We start from the raw sequence: 18206 nt of genomic DNA, 5'->3' as shown, positions 1-18206 counted from the left end.
GCAAGCGCAAAGCGATTCGCGGGCCCTAGAATTTTTGTCTTCGTGGACATTTTCATGGAGTACACACCAATCTCGCCGTTTATGCGGCCGATTTCGCACGCCCATTTGCGCGTCATTGAGCGACCCGAGGCATCTGTTCCAGCCAGACCCGTTAACAAGTGGGAACTCCTGCGCGAGCTCTCCAAGGCGCAAGCGGCCTTTGGGGTCTCGGAACGTGATCTGACGGTTTTGCAGGGGCTCCTCAGCTTCTTTCCGGACGATGCGCTTGGCGGGAACGCCGAGATGGTCGTCTTCCCCTCGAACAAGGCGATCTGTGAGCGCCTGAATGGTATGCCCTGCTCCACGATGCGTCGTCACCTCGCGCGTCTTGTCGAGGCTGGCTTGCTCCAGCGGCGCGATAGCCCCAATGGGAAGCGTTACGTCCGCAAGCACGGCGAAGATCGCGTTGCCTTTGGCTTCGATCTTTCCCCGCTCTACTGTCAGTCCGAGGAGATAGCACGGGCCGCAGAGGCCGTACGTGAGGCTGAGGAGCGCGTCAGGCGCCTGAGAGAGGTCGTAAGCCTCATGCGACGCGACCTCGCGGCCCTCGCCGAGTTCGGAGACGAGATACAGCCCGGCCTAGGCTTCTGGGATCAGCTTCGCGACAAGGCTGCACTCACAGCCCGCGCGCTTCGCCGCAAGCTTTCAATTGAGGACCTCGCGGCCTATCGAGCCGACCTTGAAGCTCTCCTTGACCAGGCACGCAACATCATTGATGGCCCTGAAACAGAAGAAATGAACACCAATGATGCCCATTCTGAGCGTCACCATCATAATTCAAATAAAGAATCTATAGATCTTGAACCTGCTTTAGAAAAAAGCGGGGCGGCGGCGGGTGTGCCAGATGTGGACACGGATGAGCCTGTGGCTGACGTCGATGAACAGGACACAAGACACCTGCCAAAGATCCCGCTGCACCTAGTGATCGCGGCATGTCCCTCGCTTAAGACCTTTTACCAAGGTGAGATCCGGCATTGGCATCAGCTCTTCGATGCGGCGTGCCATGTGCGGCCAGCCATGGGAATCAGTGCGTCTGCATGGGAAGAAGCACAGCGGTTCATGGGTCCGGAGCAAGCGTCGATCGTCGTTGCTGCCATGCTGGAACGCTTCGCCGACATAAGATCGCCTGGTGGATACTTGCGAGCTCTGACTGCCAAAGCTGCGGCAGGCGAGTTTTCCTGTGGCCCAATGGTCATGGCATTGATTGGCCGGCGGAACGCGGCTTAACAGCTGTTAAACTCAGATCTCGTGCGGCTGGCATGGCATAACTTAACAGCTGTTAAGTAGGTTCTCGGCACACAAACGGTGTTCGAGAGAGGAAAGTTAGGGGGTTGAGGTGTGGCGGTATTTGAGATCGTGAAAGTGGCTTTCGCCTTCGTCCCGGCGAAGCTCTGATGACGAGGGCATCCCGATCATCATGGTAAAACCTCAGCTGGTGACCATCGCTGCTAGTAGCGCAAAGGCGGCTAGCGAAGAACATACAGAGCGTTGCGCTGCAGCCAACCTAGCAGTTGCGCGCCTCCGCGGCCCCTGCCCTTTTCGATGTCTGAGATCTGATGATGAATACCCTCAACAATTGGCTCTACGCTATCCGGCGCCTGCTGACGGCGATTTGGGTCCTGGCCTCGGATATTCGCTTGGCCTTCATCGGTGCTAATGCCTGAGAGGTAGGTTGTGGATGTCTGTTGCATGATATCGTGGCTACGGGCCGTAGCGCACAAGGAGCAGACGATCGATGGTTGCCAAAACCGTTTGACCAAGGGCTCGATCCTCGAATTCCCGCGCGCGGGGAAGGGGGAGCCGGTAACTTCTCAGTCACTTCGATAATGGCGACATGGCCAACGAGGCAATCGGTTCCTCAAGCGCAGCAGCTGGTTGCCAGCGGTCCCGCGTTCCGCTGATTTGGTCGTAGTGGACGACGAGGACATCGCAGAACAGCGGTTGCAACTCAATCTCTTGATTTCATGACACCCGAACTCTTCAAAAGAGTGCATTGATGTTGGCTGCGGAATGATCTGATCCGTCAGATGGGGGAAAATGAAGTAATAACAATAGGTTATTGCGTTTTTTGGTATTCGCGATGGGAAATCATGCCCATAACAGCCTTCATCGACATGATTTCCCTTTCCAGGGTGCCGATCCGCTACATCGACGGGAAGCCAAAGCATCAGCACGCTTTACGAAGAAGTTGGCAGTTGCGGGCCGATTGAGCGGTCTGGGCTATCTCGTGAAGAAGGAACCGCCACAGGTCTAGCCGATGGGCCCTGTGGAAGTTCTGATCCCGTCGTACCAGTACAGTTCGGTGGCGGTTGGGTGTTTCATGGGTTTGGTCCACGAAAAGTGAAAGTGGACTTCGGGTTTTGTGACTGACGGATGAGGGCCTTTGGGGTCCCTCAGATGGGTCCGGGCCGGGTTCCGGTCTGTCTTTCCTGATGAAGGGCATTCCCATGCAAACAGGTGTCTTGCGCGTGCTGCGCGCGACCGCTGCCTCATGGTGGCGACACAAGGAACTGCGCCGAACTGGCCAGCTAGAATTGGCACGGCGGCTCGAACGCGAGACTGTGTTGCGCGATCTCGTCCTTCTCAGGCAGGTGGCGATATTGCCGAATGCGCATGTGATCTGCGGCGAGGGCGGGACATCCATTCATCTCGGTTGGACCACCGTGTCGACCCTCGCGCCGATCGAGCGCTTTCCCTTGGCCGCCCTCGCGGTCGCACGAAGAACCCCGTTCATCGATATCCGACCCGTCACCGAGGTCATCGCTTTCGCGACCCTGCCGCGGGTGACGCGGGACGGATCGCTCGACCCGGACCATTCGGGTGCCGGCAGATCCGTCTCGCTGACCACCTACATCGACATGGTCGAAAAGCTCGGTGCCAGCATCACCAACGATCCGCGACCCCGTCGGTCAATCTGATCTCCATTCCCTCTCACCAAAACTCGAAAGGACGCCAGCCATGGTCCGATCCCGCACGCCCAAATTCGATGCCTCCGAGGTCATCACAAACGAAATCATCCGCATCATCGAGCGCGGCGTCCTGCCGTGGCGCAAGCACTGGACCGCAGGCGGCAGCTCACGCCCCCTGCGCGTGGGCGGTGAACCCTACCAAGGCGTGAACAACTTCCTGCTGACGATGCGGACCGTGATGGCGGGCCACAGCTCACCCTTTTGGATGACGCTGCCACAGGCCAATGCCTTGGACGCAAAGGTGCGCAAGGGAGAGAAATCGTCTGTCGTCGTCTACTACGGACAAAGCCAGGCGAACGCCGCTGATGAGGACGGTCGCAGCGATGGGGGTGACCGCTCCGAGGAGGCCCGGATCTTCCGTTTTCAGAAATCCTACCGCGTCTTCAACGCCTGCCAGATCGAGGGCCTGCCCGACAGCTTCTTCCCCGATCCGGAGCCCATGCCCGAGCATCCACCCTCCGAGCCCATCCCGCACATGCAGGCGTTTTTCGATGCCATCGACATCACGACCGTCTTCACGGGAACGGAAGCCTATTATCTGCCACCCGTGGACAAGGTCTACATGCCGTCCATCACGCGGTTCCAGGACCCGCGCAGTTTCTATGGGGTCTGGGCGCATGAGCTGGCCCATGCCACGAAAGCCCCGCATCGGTTGAACCGCGATTTCGGGCTCTCGAAGTTCGGCAATACGGCCTATGCCCGCGAGGAGATCGTCGCCGAACTGACCTCGGTGTTTCTGGGTCAGACGCTCGGCTTCACGGCCCATACGCTCGAGATGAACGCCGCCTACCTGCACAACTGGTTGCGTGTCCTGCGCTCAGACAAGGGCGCGATCTTCAAGCACGCCGCGGACGCGCAGCGCGCCTGCGACTATCTGATCGCCAGATCGGAGGTGGGCAGGGCAGGTCGCAGTGCCGAGGCCGCCTGACCGCACGGAGAACGGAGAGACCCATGTCACGTAAGGAACCCAAAACGCTGCGGGTGGCCTGCTTCAACGACGGCCGCCGCAAGATCATCACATTCAAGCGCGGTGCCTATTGGTGGAGCGCTGCCGAGGGCGCTTATCCGCCCTCGGCAGCGCTCGAGAGCATCAAAGAACAAGGCGGCTGGATCGAAACCATCCCCAACCCGAATTACAGACCCAAAGGGCTGTTCGGGTAGGGCGCCTTCGGCCTCGATTCATCCGCCAAGCGGAAAAGAAAAAGCGGGCTTTGAGAAGGGTGTTTCAAACCTCTCAAAGGAGATCCTCATGTCCATGAATGTTCAACCCCAGCCAGACCGTCCGGATCCGACCGTGATCGCGGTGCAGAACGACGCGTTTCGCAAGCTCGCGTGCCTTGGAGTGCCGCCCGCGCAGCCCATCCAAGGCCGCATGCATGTCACCCGCGCGCTTATGGAGGCCGGCGATGGCTTCATGGCCGAGGCGGTCAAGGCAACCGGTGAGTTTGCCACGTTCGAGCTTGAGAATGATCCCGAGGGCTGGCACGATTTCGGGGCGGTCGAGATCCGGGGAGAGACCGTGTTCTGGAAGATCGATCTCTATGAAGCAGACTCGGATTTCCGCTACGGGGCCGAGACCCCGGACAATCCTGCCACGACCATGCGCGTGCTGACCATCATGCTGGCGCGCGACTGGTAGGCGAGGGGACACCCCCCAAACCTTACACGTCAAGCAATGAAGGCCCACTGGCCCCTCAAAGGGAGAGTGGGCCTTTTGTCGTGGTGATCCCTGAAGCCGGGGATTGGTCACGCGCAAGCGCGCGCGGGCCACACCTCACCCACCTGGAAGGATATCCCATGACCACAAGCTTTGCCCCTCTCACCGTCGCCATCGGCGATCTGGTCCCGCATCCTGCCAATGTGCGCAGCAACTCCCCGGAAACCTATGAGTCCGAGAACATCACGCATCTGAAGGCGAGCATCGCTGTGCTGGGCCTGCTCCAGCCGCTTCTTGTCCAGAAGCTCGACGGCAAGTACGCCGTGCTCGCCGGCGGCCGGCGCCATGCAGCCCTGAAGGAGCTGATCGCCGACAATGCCAGCAAGGGGTTCACGGCGAAAACCAAGGTCGACTGTCGGCTTGTCCCCGACGACTGCGACGTCACCACTGCCCTGTCGCTCGCCGAGAACATCACCCAGGCGCCGATGAACGCCATCGACGAGTTCGAGGCTTTCGCCCGGATGATGGAAGTCGACGGCCAGACGCCCGAGACGATCGCCAAGACCTTCGGCACCACGGTGGCAGCCGTGAAAGGCCGGTTGCGCTACGGTCTGATCCACCCCGAGATCCGCGCCGCGGCCCGGGCCAAGACCATCACGCTCGACACGATGAAGGCCTTTGCGGAGCATCCGAGCCAGGAGGTGCAGCGCGAGGTCTTCGAGGCGCTCACCAAGGAAGATAGCTACCTGCAGGCCTATACAGTCCGCCAGGCGCTCAAGTCCCGCGGCGTCCAGGTCAGCGACGATATCGGGGCCTTCGTGCGCGAGGACTATGAGGCCCGCGGCGGAGCGATCGCGGCCGATCTGCTGGAAGAGCATTCGGTGCTCGAGGATGCGGCGCTGGTCGAAACCATCCTACTCGAGAAGCTCGGGGCCGCCGCCGAAGAGGCTCGCATAAAGCTGGGCTTTGCCTGGGCCGATGCAATGGTGCGCTATGATTACGCGACCATGGCCGAATATGGCCGCGTCTACCCAGGACCCGTCGAGCCGGATGAGACCGCCCAGAAGCGCGTGGATGAGATCACCGCTGAACTTGAGAAACTGCAACTCGAGATGGAGGATGAGGGGCTCGAAGACGATGCCTACAATGCCCTTTACGAGCGCGTGGACGCTCTGGAAGACGAAGCCCGCGATCTGCAGGAGGCCTATAGCGCCGAGGACCTCGCCCGCGCCGGTGTGATTGCGTCCTGGTCGAACGGGCAGGTGACGCTCCATATCGGCCTCGTGCGCCCCGAGGACACCGTGAAAGAGGAGGGCGCGCGCAGTTCCTCGACCAACACCACCGGGGAGGAAGCCCCCGACGCTGGAGAAATCACCTATCCGGCCTCGCTGGCAGAGGACCTCAAGACCGAGCGGGCTATGGCCCTTGGCGCCGCGATGGCGCTGCATCCCGAGGCCACGCTGGATCTGACGCTCTTCAAGCTGGTCAGTGACGTTCTGGCCAGCGGCATGAGTGTCACGCAGGCGATCAAGATCGATGCCCGCAAGGAATACCGCAGCCATGCCAAGATGGACGAGATCGACGAGACCTCGCTCGAGCAGGTGGCGGCGGCGCATGATGCGCTGGACCTGTCGTGGCTCGATGACACCCGCGCGCCCGCCGATCAGTTCGCGGCGTTTCGCGCGCTGGAGGCAGGGGAAAAGGCCAAGCTCGTGGCTTATGCGACCGCCAGCACCACGCAGTCCTGCTTTGCGCGGGATCGGCAGCGCGACAGCCTGATGCATGACTTCGAGATCGAGATCATGCCCGATATCCGCGCTCATTGGACGCCGAATGCGGCGCTCTTCAATCGCTTCAAGAAGGCCTGGCTCTTGAAAATCCTCGGCGAAGAACTGGGTCTGGCTCAGGAGGCGGTGACGCTGGCCTCGTCGAGCAAGAAAGAAATCGTCGCCTTTTGTGACAAGCTCTTCGCCGAGCCCTTCGCCACGCTCACGGACGCGCAGCGCGCTGCCGTGGCCGCCTGGTGCCCGCCGATGATGCAGACCGCCGGTGTCGCCTGTGACGAGACGGCGCCCACTGCGGAAACCGCCGAGCCTGACAGCGACGTCGCGCAAGCGGCCTGAGCCATCACACGACCCGCGCGTGGATCTTGCACCCGCGCGGGTCGACCCTTCCACACCCAACGGAAAGACATCCCCATGGCTATTCTCAAGTTCTCTGCGTCCGCTGTCGCGGCGCAAATCGCACATGCGCGCGCCTGCAAAACCTTCCTGCCCAACTGGAACGGGCCCGTGGACAGGCCGGCCCTGATCCTCATCGTCGGCAATGGTGTGCATCTGCGTTCGAACGGCATCGATGGCACGACCACCCGTATCGTCACCACCGAACAGGCCGATCCCTCCTTTGCCTTCGCCGACGGCATGAACCCATTTCGGGATACCGACTGGATGGCGCAGCGCCGCATGGCGTTTCGCGATCTGACCGGGCAATTCTACACTGACATCCTCGACGATGTGCAAGTGCTCATCGACCGGGGGCGGGGGGCGATCCGGCTCGCCACCGATGGCCACAGTATCCGCGTCTTCGTGCGCCGGGCCTCGGACTATCTCGTCGGCGGGACCTACGAGGTGCCCTCGGGCCTCGGCGGCACCTTCCGGGTCATCCTCAAGGATGCCTGCGACACCTTCGCGATCGTGCAGAACTGCGGCAATTGCGAGGATTTCGACGCCATGCAGCCCTACCGCGTGCCGCTCGATGCATTGATGGAAATCGATGACCGGAGGGCGGCATAATGGGATGGCTCTTCTACACCGATCGCCGCGTCCAGACCTACGCGGACGAGAAAGCGGAGATTGCCCGGCTCTGCACCTTTGAGGGCGACACGCGCAAAACCGAACTGGTCAAGGCCTGTAAGGTCGGCTCCACCTGGTATGCAGCGGCTAGGGTCACCAATCGCGACGGCACCCCTGTCGAGGACGCGACCTATGTCACCGATGCGGATGGCTCCATCACTTTCGGAGCTGTCTTCCTCACCCGATACGATGACGGCTGCTGGGGCTACAAGGACATGGAGGAAAGCGCTGGCCCGAACGAGTCGCGTGCTCCCCTTGGGCTGATCGAGCTCCTCTCCGACCTGAAAGATCCCGACAGCTACGCCCATGACTGGCGCCAGCGCTGCCGGGATTGGGCTGCGATCCCGGACTACCAGGAAGGCGACAAGATCAGGCTCGCCGCGCCCGTGACGCTCACCGATGGCAGCACCTGCCAGATCGTCACCGCGACGCACTACAGGCGGGGCCGGCAGAAACGCCGCTGCTACCGCATCGAGGAAACCGGCGGGCTCGTACGCCTGTCGAAGGCCTCGCTTGCGGGCTCGGAGCTGCTCAGCTCCGCAAAAGGCGAGGCCAGTCCTGTGCTGGCGGAGTTCCTGGCGGGGCAGGGTGGCTGAGTTTCCCGCTGAGACAACACCACGGGACCACGCGCGCGCATACTGCCGACTTGAATTCGTATCTCAAATGAGATACATCACTCCCATCAACTGGAGGACCATCCATGCCTGCCCAAACATCCATGCTTCATGTCCGTGTTGACGATCAGCTGAAAGCACAGGCTTCGGACGCACTTGCGGGCGTCGGTCTGACGCTCTCCGACGCGGTGCGTATTCTTCTGACCCGCGTGGCCGCAGAAGGCGGCTTGCCTGCCGGATTGACTTCTGATCCGGATGCCTATGACGCCTGGTTCCGGGCGAAGGTACAGGAAGCGCTGGACGATCCTAGGCCCACAACGCCCCATGCCAAGGCGATGCAAGACGCCCAGGCGTTGATTGACGGGAAGCGCCTTGCCAAATCTTGAATGGAAAGCCACGGCCATCGCCGACTTGCTGGCAATCATTGACTACATTTCCGACGACAACCCGGATGCCGCCCAAGTTCTCAAAGATGAGATTGAACACAAGACGTCCCTTCTTCCAGAACGCCCTCAAATGTATCGTGCGGGCCGTGTCGATGGGACCCGGGAGATGGTTGTTCGGCCAAACTACATCGTGGTTTATGTTGAAGGCCCTGAGATGGTGACCATTTTGCGCGTTCTTCATGCTGCGCAGCAGTGGCCATGATCGGGGTGCAGGCCCCCCGCTAAGAAATTGCCCGCTCTACGCCTTCAAAGTGTAGAGCGGGCTTTTTGTCCTTTGGAACTCAGACCCTGATCCAAAGGAAACTCCCATGTCCAAGCCCCGCTCAACGCTCCCCAATCCTGTTGAATCCGACGCTAACCTCGCCTCTGCCCTCGCGCAGATCGGCGCGGAGGTCGACAACCAGCCCCTGCGCAGTTCAGCGCTCGCGCGTATCATGCGCGAGACGTTCCATGGCAGCGATGCCGGCGGTGCCTGGGACTGGCGCATGGCATATGACCTGATGCAGGCCGCGGCTGTTCAGGTGCTGCTGCGTGGGGAAAGTGCTTCAGGTGACATCGCCGCTGCAAGGCTGCTTGCCTCGCGGCTCCTGACGGAAACCCGCCGCTCGGAGCAGCAAATCCGGCTGCAGCAGTTTTCCACGCCGTTGCCTTTCGCGGCAATGGTCGTGCGGGCGGCAGCCATTCGCAAGGGCGAGACAGTGCTGGAGCCCTCGGCTGGCACTGGTGCACTGGCCGCTTTCGCCACCCGGGCCGGTGCCACGCTTCTGCTCAACGAGATCGATCCCTTTCGCCAGCACCTCCTGCGCGCGGTTTTCGGCGGCGAGGTGACGGGCCACGACGGCGAGCATATCGACGATCTGCTGCAGACCCCGATTCTACCCGACGTCGTGGTGATGAATCCGCCCTTCGCCTCATCGGTCGATCGTTCCCGGGACAAGCACATCGCCGCCAAGCATCTCATCGCGGCTGCAAAGCGTCTCGCGCCCGGCGGGCGGCTTGTGGCGATCATGCCGCAGGGGTTCACGCCCGAACGCGATGCCGCGCATTGGTCCCGCGCCTGCGGTCTCCTGACGCCGCGCTTGGCGTTGACGATGCCGGGGCAGGTCTACCGCAAGCTCGGCACCTCTGTCGAAACCCAGCTCATTGTCTTCGACAAGGTGCGGGAGAACGGCGAGATGATCCGCGCCAGTGTCAGGGACTTGAATGAAGCCCTTCCTTTTGTCGACGCCGTGGCCGCGAGCCGTCCCGAGGCACGCCCCGCCCAAAGGGTGGCGTCGATACCGCACGCGCGGCCGATCGTTCAATCTTCTGCCCCGCGCAAGACCGCCGCTGCGCCTCTCGCCGCCTCTAATCCACGGCCCAATGCCGTCCGTCCGCTCAGCTGCACGAGCCTTCAGACCCCGCGCGACAACACGCCGATCTCGGACATCTATGCGCGCTATCGCCCACAGCGGATCGAGATCGCGGGTGCGCAGGAACATCCCACGCCGCTGGTCGAGAGCATCGCCATGGCCTCGGTTGCCCCGCCCATGCCCTCAAACACGGGCAGTGATGACTTGCGCTTGCCCGCAGGGTTGATCGAGGAGGGACATCTCTCCGAGGCGCAGCTCGAGACCATCATCATGGCGCATGATGCCCATGGGCGTGATCTGCCCGGTCGGTTTACCATCGATGACGACCAGACCAAGCTGACGCGCGCCGATGATGACCCGGATGCACGTGCCTATCGCCTTGGCTATTTCCTCGGCGACGGCACCGGTTGCGGCAAGGGCCGCGAATGCGCAGGGCTCATTCTCGTGAACTGGCTTTCCGGGCGCAGGAAGGCGATCTGGGTCTCCAAATCCGCCACGCTCATCGAGGACGCCATCCGCGACTGGACCGATCTCGGCGGCTCGCCAGCCGACATCCAGCCGCTCTCCAAATGGAAACCGGACCAGCCCGTCCCGATGGGCGACGGCATCCTCTTTGTCACCTACGCCACGCTGCGGTCCGCGGGCAAATGCGGCACCACGCGGCTGAGCCAGATCCTCGACTGGATGGGCGAGGGGTTCGACGGCGTGCTGGCTTTTGATGAGGCCCATGCCATGCAGAATGCGGCGGGGTCCGAGCAGGGCAGGGGGGTCAAACCCTCCCAGCAGGGCCTTGCTGGCCTGCGGTTGCAACTGGCAGCACCCCGCGCCCGCGTCTTCTACATCTCGGCCACGGGTGCCACGTGCGTGCACAACCTCGCCTATGCCGCGCGGCTTGGGCTCTGGGGGCAGGGCCCCGAATACCCCTTCCCAAGCCGCGAGAGCTTTGTGTCGGCGATGGAAGCTGGCGGTGTCGCCGCCATGGAGGTGGTTGCGCGCGATCTCAAGACGCTCAGGCTCTACACGGCCCGCGCCCTCAGCTTCGATGGCGTGGAATACGATGTGCTGGAACATGCGCTCACCCCGGCCCAGATCGAGATCTACGATGCCTATGCGGGCGCATTTCGGACGATTCACCACAATCTCGAAGCGGCACTGACGGCGACTGGCGTCAACGACGCCTCGGGCGAGACCAATGCCTCGGCCGCACGCGCCTCGGCCAAGTCCCGCTTCGAAAGCACGAAGCAGCGCTTCTTCAACCATCTCCTGATGGGCATGAAGGCGCCGACCATCATCCGCGCGATTGAGGACGATCTGGCGGCGGGCAAGGCTTGCGTCATCCAGGTGGTCTCGACTGGCGAGAGCCTGCTGAAACGTCGGCTTGAGACGATGGACCCGGAGGACGAGCTGGTCGAGGGCGCGCTAACGCCGCGCGACTACGTCCTGGGCTATCTCGAACAAGCCTTCCCGATCCACGCGCAAAAGCTGGTCGAGATCGACGGCAATATGGTGGTGGAACCTTTGCGGGACGAGACCGGCGCGCTGGTCGTCTCGCGCGAGGCGCTCGCTTTGCGTGACGCGGCCATGATGGAGTTGATGACACTGGCGCCAATCCCCTCGGCGCTGGACCAGATCCTCTGGGCCTTTGGCAACGAGGCCGTGGCTGAAGTCACGGGGCGGTCCATCCGGCCCCTCAAGGCCGAGGATGGTCAACTCTTCATCGAAAAGCGCAGCGCCAGCAGCAATTCGTCCGAGACCCAAGCCTTCATGGACGGCGAGAAGGATATTCTGATCTTCTCCGATGCAGGCGGCACGGGCCGGTCCTACCATGCGGCGCAGACAGCAAAGAACCAGAAACGGCGGCGGCACTATCTACTGGAGCCCGGCTGGCGCGCAGATGCGGCCATCCAGGGGCTGGGCCGCACGCATCGCTCGGCTCAGGTCAGCGCGCCCTTCTTCCGGGTCTGCACCTCGGATGTGCATGGCGAAAAACGCTTCACCTCGACGATCGCCAAACGCCTCGACCAGCTGGGAGCCCTGACCAAGGGCCAGCGCGAAACCGGCTCGCAAGGCATGTTCCGCGAGGAGGACAATCTCGAAAGCCCGATCGCGCGAGCAGCGCTGCGTGGGTATTTCGCCGATCTTGCCGCCGGGCGGGCCGAGGCGATGAGCTACGAGAGCTTCACCGACTGGACGGCCTTGCGGCTGATCGACAAGGATGGGGTGCTCCTTGAGGAGCTTCCCCCGATCCAGCGGTTTCTCAATCGGGTGCTTGCCCTTCCCATCCACATGCAGAACGCGCTCTTTGCCGAGTTCATGCGCCGGATTGCCGATCAGACTGAACGGGCGCGCGCGGCGGGCACGCTCGATCTCGGTGTGGAAACCCTGCGTGGCGAAAAGATCGAACAGGTCTCCACAGAGGATCTCTGGACCTGCCCGAAATCCGGGGCGGTGACGCGGATCATCGGACTTGAGGTGACGGACCCGGTCCATGTGCTGGGCGCCAAAGAGGCCATGTCGCGTAATCCTGACAAGCTGCCGATGGTCAATCGCGCCTCGGGGCGCGCGGCGCTCATCTCGGCGCGCCCCATGCAGATGTATGACGAGGACATCGTCACGCTCATGCGCAAGACAGTGCGGCCCAACGGGTCGAGCTATCTGGAGGAAACGCGGTTCGCGTCCTCGGCCTGGGAAGAGATCGGCAGGCCCGAGTTTGCAGGGCTTTGGGATGCCGAGGCTGCGTCCCTGCCAAAAACCACCACGACCAAGCTCTATCTTCTGACCGGGCTGCTGTTGCCGATCTGGAAGGACATTCCGGCCACCAATGAGCGCATCTACCGGGTCACGCCCGACGGGGCGACCGCCATGATCGGGCGCACGCTGAGCGAGGAAGGGGCGGCAGCGTTGCGCGCCCGCTTCCTCGTCTCCAATCCGCAAACGCCGCAGGAGATGTTGACCGCCGCATTGGGTACCACCGCGCCGGTCGATCTGGGCCGGGGTCTGACCCTGACCCGTCGCCGGGTCGCAGGCGAGATGCGCCTCGAGCTTAGCGGCGCGGACAAGGGCATGATCGACGGCCTCAAGGCCATGGGGTGTTTCACCGAGATCATCGCCTTCCAGCTGCGGGTGTTCCTGCCGCATGGGGACGGGGTCGATACATTGGGCATTCTGGCACGGATCGTGGGGCAGGGAACCAGCAAGGCGGCAGACCAAGCCGCCTGAAAAGCCAAAGCGGGCTTTGGGTCGGGCGTCGCGGATCGTGGTTTGGCCGGTCTGCGCTTCCCGGGTGCGGGCAGGCCCATGCGCTGCCCAGCCCCCAACTTCTGACAAGAGGACAGACTCATGACCAATCCCCAGATCGACTACGCCGCGATGGCGGCTCAGTGGCGCGCAGAGCGCGAAGCGAACCTGAAGGCGACCCGAGCGGAGCTGATCGCGCAGTTGCGCGCGCTTGGCATCAGCGAGGTCACTGCCGAATACGAAGGCTATGGCGACTCCGGCAATGTCGAGGATGTGACGGTGCAGCCTGCAGAGGTCCAACTGCCGGAGGCGCTTGCCACAGAGGTTGGCGACTTCGCCTGGTCGCTCGCCTATCACCATCACCCGGGGTTCGAAAACAACGAGGGCGGCTACGGCACGCTGACCTGGGACATAGCACTAGACAGCATCATCCTCGATCACGCGGACCGCTATGTCGAATGCTCGCACAGCTATGACGAGGGGCTTTGAGATGGCCCATCCGCTTCATCATGCTGAAAGCTCTGCCCGGAAATTCGGCGGGGTGCCGTCTGACTATCAGTCTGTGCACGATTGGTTTGACGCCTCGAAAGAGCACCTCGCGCTCTTCACGCACCGCGCCATGCGTCACCATGCGCAAGGCCTGTTTGAGGCCGAACGGGTTTTTGGCCTGACACTGACCAATAGTGCGGGCCGCGACATCCCCGTGCGCTGGATCGGCGAGCAGCATATCCGTGAAGACTGCCAGGGCCGCATCCCGAGCATGGCGGACTGGCTGCGACGGATACAGCCTGAGCCATGGATGGCCAATGGCCACATCGACCGGCATTCCGGCGATGAGCCCTGCGGCGACCCAAGGGCCGCCTGGGCATCTGAAGTCGCCGCTGGCAGAACGGTTCTTGGTTTGAAGGATTGGATGGCGGCGCGCGCGACACAAGCCACGCAATGTGCCTGACAGCCTCGGCCGTTTGCCAAACAAATGCTGCAGGGAAGCCCGGTTTGACGACCGGGCTTCCTGCGTAGTTTCCCCACCATTCTTCTTGAGGAGGATCGCATGACTCTCGAAGACATCAAGGCCGCCGTCGATGCCGGCCAGACCGTGCATTGGGCCAATACCGGCTACGTTGTGCACAAGGACCGGCTGGGTCAGTACCTGATCATCTATGTGCCGAACGGCAGCTGCATCGGTCTGACCGACCGGGAAGGGCACCGGTTGAACGGAAAAGAGGCGGAGTTCTTCATCGCGCGATCGGCGGACTGCGCGGAAAATCCGGGCAGCCAATCAAGACCAGACGGGCAGGGGAGGGGTGTAGCGCCCGGAGGCGCGGGAGCATTCCCAGTCGGACGGCAGCTCTGACCCGTGGGCGGGGCTGAAAGGAAAGCAAGCTTTCTGGTTTGTGATCCCAGGAGGGGTCGTGAAAGCAATCCCGGATGCGCTGGCAAGAACGTCAGGCACCGGCCAATCCAAGAAGGAACTATCCCATGTTCGCAGGAACCCTCACCCGCAATGTCGAGACTGCAGCCGCTCAGTACACCGGCATGATCCACTCGACGCGCTTTGACATCGCCATCCAGTTGGAGACGCGGGCTAAGATGTCCGAACGCAGCCCGGATTATGACGTGACAGCAGTCAACAAGTCAGGCCGCAAGGTGCGCATCGGCACGGCCTGGAACGAGACCGGCAATACCAGCGGCAACCCCTACATCTCGATGCAGATCGATGTCGGCCTCGGTCCGTTCCGGGTCAACGCGGTGCAGACGAAAGAGGCGCGCGCGGCCCAGAGCGGCGCGTTCGAGATCATCCCACTGGTCTCGAACGGCCTGATGAAATCCGGTTCGATCTCGGGCGAGTTGACCGCCATGGACGCCGACAACGCCTTCACCGGCTACATCGCCAACATGATGTTCGATCTGGAGTTCATGCTGATCGAGAACAGTTACAAATCCGAGGAGACCCACCCCGATTACCGCATCGAGGTCAGCTCGCCCCGCGGCAAGCCGATCCGGGTCGGCTCGGCCTGGATGGCGAGAAGCAGCCGCACTGGCAATGACTACCTGTCGCTGCTGATCAACACGCCTGATGGCGACCTGCGCGTCAACGCCGTTCAAAACGAGGAGCAGCGCGGTGGCCAGACCTTCTCGATCATCTCGTTCATCGACAGCGGTGAGCAGCCTCAGGACGCAGGCGCGGGACTGTCACTGGTTGCGTGATCAGCGTCTGAGACGGAACAAGCTGAATTGGCAGGGGAACCGTGGTAACGCGGTTCCCCTTCATTTGTTTGGTTGTGCTCAGAGGCTGCGCCGACGAACCAAGCAGTGCTTCACGAAGCTATGGGTGCACGAAATGAGGTTCCAGGTGATTGCCTGCCGCCGATTTCCGGCAGTCTCGTAGATTTCGCTGATGTCGTCAGTTTGAGCGATGCCGATGCCATCAGAAACAGAACAAACAGTGAAGACATTCTAGATTCTTTCATGATATCCAAGGAAGTGTTAGAGCTTCGAAAAAAACGAGGAGCGGTCTTTTGGGCGAGCAGTACACATCAATCGATTTATTTTCGGGCGCCGGTGGGCTGTCTGAGGGACTTCGGGTTTCTGGCTTTAAGTCATTGTATGCCAATGAAATCGTTGCGCGCCACGCTGAAACGTATGCCTTGAACCATCCGGAAGCCATCGTTGAGTCGCGAGACATCCGACTAGTTGACGCTTCCGATGTTCGTCGTCGCTTGGGCCTCAAGAAGGGTGAATTGGATCTTGTAGCAGGTGGTCCGCCTTGTCAGGGTTTCTCAATCAATGCGCCGAAGCGTTCAGCGGACGATGATCGGAACAGCCTCTTTCTAGAGTTTTTGCGTTTTGTCGATGAGTTTGAGCCGAAGGCGGTTTTGATTGAGAATGTCCCTGGGCTTGTTTCCTTCGAGGGAGGAGGCACCTTGCAGGCGATCCTTTTGGCGTTGGGTCACCATGGATACAGCGCCGATGTAAAGATTCTCTATGCGCCTCATTTTGGTGTGCCGCAAACGCGTTGGCGGACGGTCATCATCGGGATTCGAGGTGATCAAGCCGATCCCTTACGAGCCTTCCCAGAACCTGTTCGTAACGCACCTCTCCGGGTAAACTTCACCTCTAATTTCGAGGGTAAAAACATCGTCGCTCTTCCTACGAACTTGGAGCTCCCTTCTTTTGTTAGCGTTCGTGATGCGATTGATGACCTGCCTGCGCTCGCAAATGGAGAAATCGGCAAAGAGCGCAAGAACTATCGTAGCGGACCTCAAAACGATTTTCAGGTGGCGATGCGCAATGGCAGCGACGGTGTGCTTAATCATGAGGCGCCCCGGCTGGGCGAGATAAATATCAAGCGAATGTCCTTCATCCCTCCGGGCGGCAATTGGACGGACATCCCGGAAGATCTATTGCCGAGAGGCATGCGGCGCGCGCGTCGTTCTGATCACACCAAGCGTTACGGTCGAGTTGCACCAGATGGCCTTGCATCTACAATTCTGACGAAGTGCGATCCACATTGGGGAGCGTACTTTCACTACGAACAGGATCGGTGCTTTACCGTCAGAGAAGCGGCTCGAATTCAGACTTTTCCAGATAGCTACCGTTTCGTCGGTTCTCGAGTAGAACAGTACGAACAGGTCGGTAATGCCGTCCCATCGCTATTGGCTGCAGCAATAGGGCGATCGATTAGAGGCGTCTTGGAGGAACTGCGCAAGCACGCCAAGAAGGTCTCTTAGAAGCATGGCGGCGACAATATTTGAGTTCTTTGGGTATCGTGCGGATGATAGGTCCGACATAGCGAAGCATGCCGCTGATACTGAAGTTTGCCCGATCAGTGGAGAAACCTGTCAGAAGAGTTTCAATGACGGAGTTGTGTCGGGCGTTTGCGCCATTAAGCCCATTACCAGCGAACCCGTTATCTGTTGCCCGATCCGGCTTTACGCGGATGACTACCGAATACTATCGGACATAGCCGATCGAGTCTTTGGACCAAATTTGAAATTGGTCGCGGGGCGGGATGCCGTAAATTACTCAATCGATAATCGAGAAGCTTGCGTCGCCGTTTTTGGTAAAGGATGGGGGGGCGAACTTCGCCTGCCACAAAAATCGAAAAAGGGCGGCTACTTCGTCGATTGGGTTCTTGCGAAAATCAGCGAAGAGGGAGATTTGGTCGAGTTCGTGGCCGTTGAGGTGCAAACGATTGATACGACGGGGACCTATCGCCCAGGCTACGATGCGCTGAAGCAAGATGGCTTGGTTGAAAAAACAACCGCCGGGTTAAATTGGGAGAATGTCGCCAAGCGCATCCTTCCACAACTCATATACAAAGGCCAGATTCTACAACGCGAAGAGTTGTGCAAGAATGGATTGTTCTTTGTTTGTCCTGAACCTGTCTTTAGGCGCATCATGGAGCGCTTGGGCGGACAGGAAGGGTTAGTTCGATATGCCTTGCAACCCGCGTCAATCACCTTTGCCGTTTATGACTATGATTTTTCGTCTGAGCCTTCTGACGAGACGTTGGTTCCTCTGAAGAACACGCTCAACCACTCGACCACCGTCTATAAAGTGCAGGAAGCATTCAACAATGTGACCTTGCCAATTGAGAACGTTTATCGGGATGCAATCCGACGTGCGCTAGGTATCGAATCTGAATAGCGGACCTCCGCTTGGACGTTTGCGGATCATGAACGGCCCTTCGGTCCGTCGCGCATTCGGCCATGCGGCCTCACCGCGGCGTCGCACCCAGGCCCCCGGTTTGCCCGCCTCGCGAGCACGTCCCTCCCCGGCCGCTCCGCCGGATTGCGCTCTGGTCTGTTTTGCGGGGCAAAACGATCCCGCCGCTCCATCCGTCTTCCGCGTCCGGTCGAGCCGTTTGCCTGCTCGGGGCGGGCAAACCTACCGTCAAAACACACACACACATGAGCGCGGAAGCATATCCTCCGGATGGCCCCCAAATCAGTCCGCGTCAAGGATCGCAAAACTTTTCGGCGAGGGCCGGGGCTATGGCGTGGGGCGGTCCTGTGCGTGAGGGCGCGCATGTGTCCG

The 18206-nt window shown here is 61.0% G+C and carries 17 protein-coding genes; all 17 read left to right on the top strand.

All coding sequences use genetic code 11. The annotated features are described in order from the left end of the window. Window positions 1-54 precede the first annotated feature (54 nt). The 17 genes from repC to RB2654_RS00430 all read left to right on the top strand — a co-directional run bounded on the left by repC (window position 55) and on the right by RB2654_RS00430 (window position 17816). The gene (gene repC, locus RB2654_RS00510; RefSeq protein ID WP_040884173.1) at window positions 55-1266 is read left to right on the top strand and encodes a plasmid replication protein RepC; all 1212 of its coding nucleotides are present in this window, start codon (window positions 55-57) and stop codon (window positions 1264-1266) included. Between the two features lie 1205 nt (window positions 1267-2471). Further along, window positions 2472-2957, top strand: a complete 486-nt coding sequence (locus RB2654_RS00505) for a hypothetical protein (protein ID WP_008327455.1) — start codon at window positions 2472-2474, stop codon at window positions 2955-2957. A gap of 40 nt (window positions 2958-2997) precedes the next feature. Continuing rightward, complete coding sequence (locus RB2654_RS00500; RefSeq protein WP_008327454.1) at window positions 2998-3936, top strand: ArdC family protein; 939 nt, start codon at window positions 2998-3000, stop codon at window positions 3934-3936. 23 nt (window positions 3937-3959) lie between these two features. Next, window positions 3960-4169 (top strand): DUF6330 family protein, encoded by a 210-nt coding sequence (locus tag RB2654_RS00495; protein WP_008327453.1) that lies wholly within the window; start codon window positions 3960-3962, stop codon window positions 4167-4169. Between the two features lie 88 nt (window positions 4170-4257). Then, window positions 4258-4647: a DUF3768 domain-containing protein gene (locus RB2654_RS00490; RefSeq protein WP_008327451.1), complete on the top strand. Its 390-nt coding sequence runs from the start codon at window positions 4258-4260 to the stop codon at window positions 4645-4647. Window positions 4648-4805: 158 nt separating this feature from the next. After that, window positions 4806-6788 carry a ParB/RepB/Spo0J family partition protein gene (locus RB2654_RS00485; RefSeq protein WP_008327450.1) on the top strand — a complete coding sequence of 661 codons (1983 nt, stop codon included), beginning with the start codon at window positions 4806-4808 and terminating at the stop codon, window positions 6786-6788. A 75-nt stretch (window positions 6789-6863) separates the two neighbouring features. Further along, window positions 6864-7457 (top strand): hypothetical protein, encoded by a 594-nt coding sequence (locus RB2654_RS00480; RefSeq protein ID WP_008327448.1) that lies wholly within the window; start codon window positions 6864-6866, stop codon window positions 7455-7457. After that, complete coding sequence (locus RB2654_RS00475) at window positions 7457-8113, top strand: DUF6927 domain-containing protein (RefSeq protein ID WP_008327446.1); 657 nt, start codon at window positions 7457-7459, stop codon at window positions 8111-8113. The genes RB2654_RS00480 and RB2654_RS00475 overlap by 1 nt, the downstream gene beginning before the upstream one ends. Window positions 8114-8217: 104 nt before the next feature. Then, the gene (locus RB2654_RS00470; RefSeq protein ID WP_008327444.1) at window positions 8218-8517 is read left to right on the top strand and encodes a type II toxin-antitoxin system RelB/DinJ family antitoxin; all 300 of its coding nucleotides are present in this window, start codon (window positions 8218-8220) and stop codon (window positions 8515-8517) included. Next, the gene (locus RB2654_RS00465) at window positions 8504-8779 is read left to right on the top strand and encodes a type II toxin-antitoxin system RelE/ParE family toxin (protein WP_040884151.1); all 276 of its coding nucleotides are present in this window, start codon (window positions 8504-8506) and stop codon (window positions 8777-8779) included. Before RB2654_RS00470 ends, RB2654_RS00465 begins: the two co-directional genes overlap by 14 nt. A gap of 106 nt (window positions 8780-8885) precedes the next feature. After that, on the top strand, window positions 8886-13148 hold the full coding sequence (locus RB2654_RS00460; protein WP_008327435.1) for a strawberry notch-like NTP hydrolase domain-containing protein: 4263 nt from the start codon (window positions 8886-8888) through the stop codon (window positions 13146-13148). 120 nt (window positions 13149-13268) lie between these two features. After that, window positions 13269-13655, top strand: coding sequence for a DUF6878 family protein (locus RB2654_RS00455; protein ID WP_008327427.1), 387 nt, complete (start codon window positions 13269-13271; stop codon window positions 13653-13655). A gap of 1 nt (window position 13656) precedes the next feature. Beyond that, on the top strand, window positions 13657-14118 hold the full coding sequence (locus RB2654_RS00450; protein WP_040884149.1) for a DUF6915 family protein: 462 nt from the start codon (window positions 13657-13659) through the stop codon (window positions 14116-14118). A 99-nt stretch (window positions 14119-14217) separates the two neighbouring features. Continuing rightward, window positions 14218-14520 (top strand): hypothetical protein, encoded by a 303-nt coding sequence (locus tag RB2654_RS00445; protein ID WP_008327422.1) that lies wholly within the window; start codon window positions 14218-14220, stop codon window positions 14518-14520. 125 nt (window positions 14521-14645) lie between these two features. Beyond that, complete coding sequence (locus RB2654_RS00440; RefSeq protein WP_040884147.1) at window positions 14646-15374, top strand: DUF736 family protein; 729 nt, start codon at window positions 14646-14648, stop codon at window positions 15372-15374. 311 nt (window positions 15375-15685) lie between these two features. Continuing rightward, window positions 15686-16897 (top strand): DNA cytosine methyltransferase, encoded by a 1212-nt coding sequence (locus RB2654_RS22730; RefSeq protein ID WP_083783316.1) that lies wholly within the window; start codon window positions 15686-15688, stop codon window positions 16895-16897. A gap of 4 nt (window positions 16898-16901) precedes the next feature. Further along, complete coding sequence (locus tag RB2654_RS00430; protein WP_008327415.1) at window positions 16902-17816, top strand: NotI family restriction endonuclease; 915 nt, start codon at window positions 16902-16904, stop codon at window positions 17814-17816. Window positions 17817-18206 lie beyond the last annotated feature (390 nt).

It is taken from the genome of Maritimibacter alkaliphilus HTCC2654 (assembly GCF_000152805.1).
GTDB lineage: Bacteria > Pseudomonadota > Alphaproteobacteria > Rhodobacterales > Rhodobacteraceae > Maritimibacter > Maritimibacter alkaliphilus.
Note: the sequence above shows the minus strand (reverse complement) of the source record. Positions and strands in the feature narration are given on the sequence as shown.